This window comes from Kribbella sp. (assembly GCF_035655035.1).
In the GTDB taxonomy this organism is placed as follows: domain Bacteria; phylum Actinomycetota; class Actinomycetes; order Propionibacteriales; family Kribbellaceae; genus Kribbella.
The window spans coordinates 1-9,113 of the sequence record NZ_DASRVN010000633.1; the positions used below are offsets into that span (position 1 = coordinate 1).

A 9,113-nucleotide genomic window follows, 5' to 3' on the forward strand; every position below is an offset into this window, starting at 1 on the left:
GAGTTGTCCGGCGTCCTCGGAACCTGGTTCACCGAGGGCTCGCCGTTCGTGTTCTCGGTCAGGAACGGCACGCTGGAGGCGAAGTCGCCGGCGGCGGCCGAATACCAGTCCCCCGCCGTCTTCGAACGTGTCTCCGACGACGTCTACCGGACGGTCTCCGGCCGCGAGACGGGCGAGCTCCTGCAGATCACCCGCGACCCGGCCGGCCACCCCACAAAGTTGCATTGGGCAACCTACCTGTGCACCCGGGAGCCGCTGTCCTTCGGTGAGATCAACCCGGGCTAGACGACGCAGAAGTCGTTGCCCTCGGGGTCCTGCATCCACAGGTGGTCGAGGACGTTGTCGGTGCCGAACTCCTCGACCAGCGTGGCGCCGGCGGCCTGGAGCTTGTCGCCGGTGCTGCGGATGCGTTGCTCGCGGAGATGCTGGGGCTGCGCGCGGCCGCCTGCGACCTGGAGGTCCAGGTGCAGGCGGTTCTTGACGGTGCGCCGCTCGGGGACCTTGAGGAAGGAGATCGACGGGAGAACGCCGTCCGGGTCGGAGATCGAGGCGCCGTCGTTCCACTCGTCCTCGGGGACGTTCAGGTCCGTGAACCACGCCTCCCAGGTGTCCCAGCCCTGCGGCGGAGCCGACTCCGTGTAGCCGAGCGCCGTACACCAGAAGCGTGCGACCAGCGCGGGATCGGCGCAGTCGATGGTGAGCGTCCACTTGGTCGTCATGCGACCACTCTGACGCTCACCACCGACAGATTTTCTATGTCCGCCGGCGGTACGCTCGGATCGCGAGCGGGGCGAAGACCCCGACCAGGCCGACCATCCAGGCGAGCGTGATCAGCAGCGGCTTCTCGATCGGGCCGCCGAGCATCAGGCCGCGCATCGTGTCCACCAGATACTTGACCGGGTTGACGTTCACGAACGCCCGCAGGAACCCGGGCAGCGTGTCCGTCTTCACGAACACGTTGCTGCCGAACGTCAGCGGGAACATCACCAGGAACGCCACGCCCTGCACGCCCTGCGCGGTCTTCAGCGACAGCCCGAGCCAGACCCAGATCCAGCACATCGACAGCGCGAACGCCAGCACGACGACCAGCGCGAGGACGCCGTACCCGACACCATTCTGGAACCGGAACCCGAGCGCGAACCCGGTCCCCATCAGGATCACGATCGACAGCGTGTACCGGACCGCGTCGCCGAGCACCGCGCCGACCAACGGCGCAATCCGGGCGATCGGCAGCGACCGGAACCGGTCGAACACGCCCTTCGCGAAGTCGTCGTTCAGCGCGACGCCGGTGCCCATCGTGGAGAACACCACCGTCTGCACGAGCAGACCGGGCAGCAGGAACGGCAGGTAGTCGCGCCACCCGCCGCCCTGCGCGATCGCACCGCCGAACACGAACAGGAACAGCACCAGGAAGATGATCGGCTGGAACGTCACGTCCGCCAGGGCTTCCGGGTTCTGCCGGATGCGTACGACGTTCCGCCAGGCCAGGGTCAGGCTCTGCTGCACCCAGGCGAACGGATTGGCCCGCCGGGCCGGCTCAAGGATTGCCGTGGTCATCGGGCCGCTCCTTCGAGGATCTTCGGCTCTTCCGCGGTGTGACCGGTCAGCGCCAGGAACACCTCGTCCAGGCTGGGCAGCCGCAACGACAGCTCGGTCACCGCGATCCCCGCCTCGTCCAGCCGCCGTACGACGACCGGCATCGACGAGCCGTCCGTCACCGGCACGCTGACCAGCGCGTTCACCACATCGACGGTCGGCCGGGTACCGACCGCTTCGGCGACGATCGCGGCCACCCGCTCGATGTGCGAGGGCTCGGCCGGACGTACGTCGAGCGATTGTTTGCCGGCCTGGGCCTTGAGCTCGGCCGGCCGCCCGTTCGCGACCACGGCGCCCTTGTCGAACACCACGATCGAGTCGGCGAGCGCGTCGGCCTCTTCGAGGTACTGCGTGGTCAGCAGCACCGTGGTCCCGTCGAGCACCAGGTTCCGTACCGTCTCCCAGACGCCGTTGCGGGCGTGCGGATCGAGCCCGGTGGTGGGCTCGTCGAGGTACAGGATGCTCGGGTCGCCGACCAGGCTCGCGGCCAGGTCGAGCCGGCGGCGCATACCGCCGGAGTACGTCTTCGCGATCCGGTCGCCCGCGTCGGTCAGCTCGAACCGCTCCAGCAGTTCGTCCGCCTTGGCCCGGGCCTGGGACCGCGAGTACCCGAGCAGCCGGCCGATCATGATCAGGTTCCGGCGGCCGGACATGTCCTCGTCGACCGACGCGTACTGCCCGGTCAGGCCGATGATGCTGCGGACCTTCCCGGCCTCCCGGACGACGTCGTACCCGCCGACCGTGGCGTGCCCGGCGTCCGGCCGGAGCAGCGTGCCGAGGATGCGGACCGCGGTCGTCTTGCCGGCGCCGTTCGGGCCGAGGACCCCGAGAACGGTGCCGGTCGGCACGCTCAGGTCGACGCCGGCAAGCGCGGTCGTACTGCCATATTTCTTGACCAAGCCGACCGCCTCGATGGCGACCTGGTTCGTTGTGGTCATCGGTTCCTCCCAAAAACCCGACCCCGGCCGAAGGCCGGCGTCTTGGATCTACTGGGATTACCGTCTCTCTTCGTGCTGGCACGGCTCTGGCGCGCCGCTGTCTCAGCCCTTCAGCGGGACGATCTGGTTCGCCAGGAGGGCCTGGTACGCCTCCGGGTTGTAGCGCGCGAGGTTGCCACGCGCCTTGCGGCGGTACTTGAGGATCTGCCGCGTACCGATCGCCCACAGCACGTACTGGAAGGCCAGGGCGACCTTGAAGTCACCGATCGCCTGCGGGGCGCCGCCGGACGACGCGTCCAGCAGTACGCCGACCATCCCGATGCAGAGCAGGGTCGCGATGAAGCCGCCGGTGTTGACCATCCCGTTCGCGGCACCGAAGCGCGTGGCCGGGTTGAACGTACGGGCGTAGTCCAGCCCGAGCATCGAACCCGGTCCGCCGGCCGCCTGTACGACGATCAGCGCCAGCAGCACCGGCATCGGCGCACGGCCCGGCCAGAGCAGTACGACGGTCCACATCACCACCGAGCCCGCGATGACCGCGAGCACGATCCACGACCGGTAGAACGGGAACTTGGCGGCGTACCGTCCGACCAAGGGGCCGTAGCAGAGGCCGGCCAGCACAGGAATGATCAGCATGGCCGCGGCGGTCGTTGGGGCGAGCCCTTGTCCCTGTACGAGGAACGGGTAGCCCCAGAGCAGTCCGAACGTGCTGCCGGAGAAGCTGGTGGTGAAGTGCGTCCACAGGCCCAGCCGTGTACCCGGTTCGTTCCAGGCGCGGCGCAGGTTCTTCTTGACCTCGCTGAGCGGCAGCTTAGCGCGGCGGAGCTGCTCGTCGTACGGCGAGTTCTTGAGGAGCAGGAGCACGAGTACGCCGGTCACCAGGCTCAGCACCGACGCAGCGGCGAACGTGGGCGTCCAGCCGAACGCGTGGAAGGCGGCAGCCATCGGAACGGTCGACATGATCGCCCCGAGACCACCGAGCATTCCTGTCGCCTGTGACATCACAGGCTGGCGGAGCGCCGGGAACCAGGACATGACCACGCGCAGCACGCTGATGAATACCAGGGCGTCACCAACACCCAGCACTGCGCGGGCTGCGAGTGCTGCGGGGTACGAGTTGACCATGCTGAACGCGGACTGCGCTACGAACAGCAGGCCGGACGCAGCGATCAAGAGGCGCTTGGAGCCGTAACTGTCGAGCAGTACGCCGACGGGGACCTGCATGGCGGCGTAGACGGTCAGCTGTACGACGGTGAAGCTGGCCAGGGCGGATGCGGAGATGTGGAAGCGCTCCGCGGCCTGCAGACCGGCCACGCTCATGGAGCCGCGGTGCAGCACCGTGACGAGGTACGTGAGGACAGCAGTGGCCCAGACCGCCCAGGCACGCCGTCCGCCCAGGGGGTAGCGAAGTTCGTTCACCGGGTGCCCCGCAGATCGGTCGCGGCGGTCTCGATGTGCGCGATCACGAGCTCACGGAAGCGCTTCACGCTGTTGCCGCCGAGCGCCTCGATCATCTCCTGGTGCGCGGTGATCGACTTGTCCATCCGGGCCGGCTGGACCTCGATCCCGGGCACCCCCATCCGGACCTGGCGGTCCCGGAGGCTGTTGTAGAGCTTGGCCAGGATCTGGTTGCCTGCGGCATCGACAATCGCCTCGTGGAAGGCCCGGTCGGCCTCCAGGAAGCTCTTCGCGTCACCGCTCCTGCGGTGCGTGCGCATGTCGTCGACGCGCTCGGTGAGGGCCTCGATCAGCTGCTTGCGGCGCGGCCAGACCTTGGCGGCGGCGTGCGTCTCGATCAGCTCGCGGGCCTCGAGGACGTCGTCGATCTCCTGCGGCAGCACCGGGAGGACGAGCGCGCCCTTCTTGGGGTAGAGCTTGACCAGGCCGGACTCCTCGAGCCGGAGCAGCGCCTCGCGGACCGGCGTACGGGAGACACCGACCGCGGTTGCCAACTCACCCTCGGTGAGCAGCTCACCTCCCGGATACGCCCGGTCGAGGATCGCCGCCTTCACGTACGCATACACGCGCTCGGCCGCGGGGATCTTCTCCACCCCCGGCGCCGCCTCGACCACGACCCGCGCGATCTCCGCGGTCTCTTCACCCAATGTCAACGCGTCCTGTGCCGCGTCCCCGCCTATCACTGCAACCCCACCCATACGACTCGTATCTTTGTTGTATCTATCCTACACACACAGACAATCCACTGTCGAAGCCGAATATTCCCCAAGTTATCCACAGGCGTATCCACACGTTGTGCACAGCTGGACGCAGGGTTTCCCCTGCGTTGTGGACGAAGAACTCCGCTGCGCGGCGATCCGGCCTAGAGTCTCGGGTTATCGGTCCGGACCCGTCCGTCCGGCCCCTTGCCCCTGAGGAGGCCTCATGTCCCGAACTCCCCGTCCCCGCCGGCTGGCGGCCGTGCTTTCCGCCGCCGCGCTGGTGTCCGTGTCGCTCGGCGCCACCACCAGCGCCCAGGCCGCCGGTCCGTTGATGAACTACGTGGTCAACACGAAGGCCACCCCCGGTCACGTCCGCAAGACCGAGGACGCGGTCAAGGACGCCGGCGGCAAGGTCCTGGTGTCGTACCAGCAGCTCGGCGTGGTGATCGCGCAGTCCACCAACCCGGACTTCCGGACCGACATCCGCGCGACCCACAACGGCCGCGAGGTCGAGTCCGTCGGCGCCACCCGCACCGCCGCGGTCAGCGAAGGCGGCCAGAACGCGCTCGACGAGAACACCGCCACCCCGGTCGCCGACCCGCGCGAGGGCGAGCAGTGGGACATGCAGCAGATCAAGGCGGACCAGGCGCACGCGATCACCGACGGTTCCCGGAGCGTGCTGGTCGGCATCAACGACAGCGGCGTCGACGACAACCACCCGGACCTCGCGCCGAACTTCGATGCCGCGGACTCGGTCAGCTGTGTGAACAACGGCGTACCGGACCGGACCGTGGGGGCCTGGCGCCCGACGACCAGCTCGCACGGTACGCACGTCGCCGGCACCGTCGCGGCCGCCCGTAACGGCATCGGCATCGTCGGTGTCGCGCCCGGCGTCCGGATCGCGTCCGTCAAGGTCGTGAACGACGCCGGCTTCATCTACCCGGAGTACTCGATCTGCGGGATCGTCTGGGCCGCCGAGCACCACATGGCCGTGACGAACCACAGCTACTTCATCGACCCGTTCGAGTTCTGGTGCAAGGACAACGGCGACCAGGGCGCGGTCCAGGAAGCGGTACGGCGCGCGTACGCCTGGGCCACCGGGCAGGGCACCCTCTCCGTCGCGGCGGCGGGCAACTCGAACTACGACCTCGCCAACAAGACCACCGACAACGGCAGCCCGAACGACTCCACCGCGACCCCGCGGACGATCAACAACAACTGCCTCGACATGCCGACCGAGCTCCCCGGCGTGATCACCGTCGCCAGCACCACGCGCACCGGCGCACGGAGCAGCTTCTCGAACTTCGGCCTGAACAAGATCGACGTCGCCGCCCCCGGCAGCTCGATCCTCTCCACCCTCCCCGGCGGCGGCTACGGCCTGATGAGCGGCACCTCGATGGCCTCCCCCCACGTCACCGGCATCGCCGCCCTCATCAAGTCCGCCCACCCCTCGTGGGGCCCCCGCGAAATCGAACGAGCCCTCCAGCTCGAGGCCGACGACACGGCTTGCCCCACCACCCCCGACCCCCGCTGCACCGGCACCACCGCCAACAACTCCTTCTACGGCGAAGGCATCGCCGACGCCCTGGACGCGGTGACCCGCTAACCCCGATCCGAGTGGGGGTCCACCGCCCGGGACCCCCACTCACCCTCAAACTGACGCACCGCAGGATGTGTCGCTCGCTTAGGCTGGCGGGGTGAGCCTCGACGTTCCTGACCAGGTCCGCAGGACGGTCATGGCTGATGGGAACGCATCCTGGCTGGACCAGCTGCCAGGTCTGGTCGACTCACTGGCCAAGGAGTGGTCGCTGGTCATCGGGTCCAGCCTCGCGGGCGGTCACGTCGCCCTGGTCGTCGAGGTGACGCTGGCTGACGGAACTCCGGCGGTCCTCAAGATCGGCGTACCGGGTCGGGATGTCGGGCCGGAGGCGATGGTGCTGCGCCTGGCGAACGGAAGCGGATGTGCCAAGCTGCTGCGCGAAGACCTGAGTCGACAAGCCCTTCTGCTCGAGCGCCTCGGGGCTCCCATGTACGACCTCGTGGCCGACCCCGCGAGCCGCCACGACTTGCTGTGCGACGTGGCGGTTCGCCTGTGGCGTCCGATCGGTCCCGACGTTGACCTTCCAACCGGCGCCACGCTCGCTGAGCAGTACGCCGATCGGCTGCCGAAGCTCTGGGAGCAGGCGGGTCGACCGTGTTCGCCGGCCACCGTGGCGGACGCGCTGAACTGCATGAACCGTCGTCGCCTCGCCCACGACGACCGGTCCGCGGTTCTGGTCCACGGTGACATCCATGAGCTGAACGCCCTGCAGGCGAGTGACGGCAGCTACAAGCTCATCGATCCGGCCGGGCTGCGGGCCGAACCAGCCTGCGATCTCGGCACGATCGTGCGGTGCAACCCGGACCTCGGCGACGACCTCCGCGCGCGGACCGCGCTGCTGGCTTCTCGCACGGGAGTGGATGCCACCGCCATCTGGGAGTGGGGAACCATCCACCGCGTCGTCAGCGGCGTCTACGCCTGCAGCATCGGCTTCCAGCCCTTCGGCGAACTGCTGCTGGCCGAGGCGGATCGCCTCACGGCGTAGCCATCGGATCCTGCAGCAACCCTGGCAGAGTGGAGAGATGCTGAAGCAGGTGGGTGATGGGGTTTGGGTGCGGCAGAGTGGATGGGTTTGGAGTAACTCGACTGTCGTGCGGGGCGAGCACGGGCTGGTTCTTGTTGATCCGGGGATCAGTGGGGCCGAGTTGAGTGGGCTTGCTGGTGATGTGGAGCGGCTCGGGGTTCCGGTGGTGGCTGGGTTCGCGACGCATCCGCACTTTGATCATTTGCTGTGGCATTCACGGTTCGGGGATGTGCCGCGGTACGCGACCGCTGCGTGTGCGCAGGTCGCGACCGAGTCTCGGGAGCAAGCGCAGGCGATGGCGGCCGAGACTGCGGACGGCATCCCACTCGACTTGGTCGCGCTGGTCAGCCCGTTGCTCGCAGACGGTGGACCCGTGCCGGGCAAGGTCATCGAGCATGACGCGCACGCTGTCGGCCATGCCGCAGTACTGCTCGCGGACCTCGGGGTACTGCTCGCGGGCGACATGCTGTCCGACGTACTGATCCCAATGCTCGATCCGCGGCGCACCGGTCAGTTGGATGCCTATGAGGCAGCACTCGACCGGCTCGAGGAAGCGGCGCGGCAGGTCAACGTCGTCGTCCCAGGCCACGGCACCATCGCCGAGGGCGCCGAGGTGGCGGCCCGATTTGCAGCGGACCGCGCGTACCTGGAGGCGTTGCGCCGCCGGAAGCAGCCCGCCGACGTACGACTGGAGCAGGACTGGATGGCAGGCCCCCACCAGACCAATCTGAAAGCACTACCTGATTGACCCCGATGCGCTGGTTCGAACGAGCGCGGCCCGCAGCCGGAGGGTGGATGATGTGCGGAGTGCTGACCGTACCTGCTTCTAGGCTGTCGTGATCAGGACGATGCCGGCGACGACCACGGCCGCGGCGGTGGCTCGTTTGGGGCCGAAGCGTTCGTGGAAGAAGAGGGCGCCGATGATCGCGCCGAAGATGATGCTGGTTTCGCGGAGCGCGGCGATGGCGGCGAGCGTGCCGCGGGTCTGGGCCCAGAGGACGAGCCCGTACGCCGCCATCGACACGACGCCGCCCGCCAGCCCGGACAGGATCGCCGGGCGGGGCAGGTTGAACGCCCTCGGACCGCGCCACAACAGGACGGCGATCGGGACCGCGAAGCCCTGCAGCATGAAGACCCAGCCCATATACGTTGCCACCGGCATCTTGTGTACGGCGACCCCGTCGACCACCGTGTACGACGCGATCATCAACCCCGTACCGATCGCCGCGAACAACGCCGGCACCTGCCCGCGCCCCGGCCGCCCGATGAACACGAGCGCGATCAGCCCCGCCGAGACGAGCAGTACACCGCCCAACTCGACCAGAGCCAGATGCTGATGCAGTACGACGATCGACACCACCGCCACCACCCACGGCGACGTACCGCGGGCCAACGGATACATCTGGCTGAACTGCCCCAGCTGGTACGACGCCAGCAGCCCACCGAGATACGCAAGGTGCAGCAAGGCCGACGCGATGATGTACCACCACGTCCCCGCCGGCGGAAGCCCCATCACCAACACACCAACCAGCCCGATCACCCCGGCCGCCAGCTCGAACAACGCCAACCCAGCAACCCGATCCGGCGCCCCATGCGCCATCGCGTTCCAGGTCGCATGCAGAACCGCCGCCCCGAGCACCACCAGGATCACCACCACCCCAACACCCTCTCACCCGCTCACCGCACGGGTCAGGTGGATTACAGGAGGCCCAGGTCGCGGAGGCTTTGGGTGGTTTCGAGGATGGTGATTTCGAGCGGGCGGGGGTGCCAGTTGAGGGTGGTGCGGGCTCGGGTGT

10 protein-coding genes are annotated in these 9,113 nt (G+C 68.3%); 4 read left to right on the forward strand and 6 right to left on the reverse strand.

The window, feature by feature from the left end:
• Nucleotides 1-285: DUF7586 domain-containing protein (locus VFF46_RS33210; protein ID WP_422653754.1), on the forward strand; the 285-nt coding region annotated here is incomplete at its 5' end.
• Here the strand turns inward: VFF46_RS33210 and VFF46_RS33215 are convergent.
• The 5 genes from VFF46_RS33215 to VFF46_RS33235 all read right to left on the reverse strand — a co-directional run bounded on the left by VFF46_RS33215 (nucleotide 282) and on the right by VFF46_RS33235 (nucleotide 4,690).
• A complete protein-coding gene (locus tag VFF46_RS33215; RefSeq protein WP_325041202.1) occupies nucleotides 282-719 on the reverse strand; it encodes a VOC family protein in 438 nt (145 codons plus the stop codon). The two genes, VFF46_RS33210 and VFF46_RS33215, sit on opposite strands and share 4 nt — an antisense overlap.
• 34 nt (nucleotides 720-753) lie before the next feature.
• A complete protein-coding gene (locus VFF46_RS33220) occupies nucleotides 754-1,557 on the reverse strand; it encodes an ABC transporter permease (RefSeq protein WP_325041203.1) in 804 nt (267 codons plus the stop codon).
• On the reverse strand, nucleotides 1,554-2,534 hold the full coding sequence (locus VFF46_RS33225; RefSeq protein WP_325041204.1) for an ATP-binding cassette domain-containing protein: 981 nt from the start codon (nucleotides 2,532-2,534) through the stop codon (nucleotides 1,554-1,556). The genes VFF46_RS33220 and VFF46_RS33225 overlap by 4 nt, the downstream gene beginning before the upstream one ends.
• A 102-nt stretch (nucleotides 2,535-2,636) precedes the next feature.
• Nucleotides 2,637-3,953, reverse strand: coding sequence for an MFS transporter (locus tag VFF46_RS33230; RefSeq protein ID WP_325041205.1), 1,317 nt, complete (start codon nucleotides 3,951-3,953; stop codon nucleotides 2,637-2,639).
• Nucleotides 3,950-4,690 (reverse strand): GntR family transcriptional regulator, encoded by a 741-nt coding sequence (locus tag VFF46_RS33235; protein ID WP_325041206.1) that lies wholly within the window; start codon nucleotides 4,688-4,690, stop codon nucleotides 3,950-3,952. The genes VFF46_RS33230 and VFF46_RS33235 overlap by 4 nt, the downstream gene beginning before the upstream one ends.
• A gap of 226 nt (nucleotides 4,691-4,916) precedes the next feature.
• Here VFF46_RS33235 and VFF46_RS33240 point away from each other — a divergent pair, with 226 nt between their 5' ends.
• The 3 genes from VFF46_RS33240 (at nucleotide 4,917) to VFF46_RS33250 (ending at nucleotide 8,065) form a co-directional block, all read left to right on the forward strand.
• Nucleotides 4,917-6,299: a S8 family peptidase gene (locus VFF46_RS33240; RefSeq protein WP_325041207.1), complete on the forward strand. Its 1,383-nt coding sequence runs from the start codon at nucleotides 4,917-4,919 to the stop codon at nucleotides 6,297-6,299.
• A gap of 130 nt (nucleotides 6,300-6,429) precedes the next feature.
• Nucleotides 6,430-7,278 carry an aminoglycoside phosphotransferase family protein gene (locus VFF46_RS33245; protein WP_325041208.1) on the forward strand — a complete coding sequence of 283 codons (849 nt, stop codon included), beginning with the start codon at nucleotides 6,430-6,432 and terminating at the stop codon, nucleotides 7,276-7,278.
• A 37-nt stretch (nucleotides 7,279-7,315) separates the two neighbouring features.
• On the forward strand, nucleotides 7,316-8,065 hold the full coding sequence (locus VFF46_RS33250) for an MBL fold metallo-hydrolase (RefSeq protein ID WP_325041209.1): 750 nt from the start codon (nucleotides 7,316-7,318) through the stop codon (nucleotides 8,063-8,065).
• Between the two features lie 78 nt (nucleotides 8,066-8,143).
• On the opposite strand, the gene VFF46_RS33255 is transcribed toward VFF46_RS33250, so the two are convergent.
• On the reverse strand, nucleotides 8,144-8,974 hold the full coding sequence (locus tag VFF46_RS33255; RefSeq protein WP_325041210.1) for a DMT family transporter: 831 nt from the start codon (nucleotides 8,972-8,974) through the stop codon (nucleotides 8,144-8,146).
• Between the last annotated feature and the right edge of the window lie 139 nt (nucleotides 8,975-9,113).

Coding starts and splice junctions, on each gene's coding strand:
- VFF46_RS33215 (WP_325041202.1), bottom strand. CDS start 719: ATGACGACCAAGTGGACGCTCACCATCGACTGCGCCGATCCCGCGCTG.
- VFF46_RS33220 (WP_325041203.1), bottom strand. CDS start 1,557: ATGACCACGGCAATCCTTGAGCCGGCCCGGCGGGCCAATCCGTTCGCC.
- VFF46_RS33225 (WP_325041204.1), bottom strand. CDS start 2,534: ATGACCACAACGAACCAGGTCGCCATCGAGGCGGTCGGCTTGGTCAAG.
- VFF46_RS33235 (WP_325041206.1), bottom strand. CDS start 4,690: ATGGGTGGGGTTGCAGTGATAGGCGGGGACGCGGCACAGGACGCGTTG.
- VFF46_RS33240 (WP_325041207.1), top strand. CDS start 4,917: ATGTCCCGAACTCCCCGTCCCCGCCGGCTGGCGGCCGTGCTTTCCGCC.
- VFF46_RS33245 (WP_325041208.1), top strand. CDS start 6,430: ATGGCTGATGGGAACGCATCCTGGCTGGACCAGCTGCCAGGTCTGGTC.
- VFF46_RS33250 (WP_325041209.1), top strand. CDS start 7,316: ATGCTGAAGCAGGTGGGTGATGGGGTTTGGGTGCGGCAGAGTGGATGG.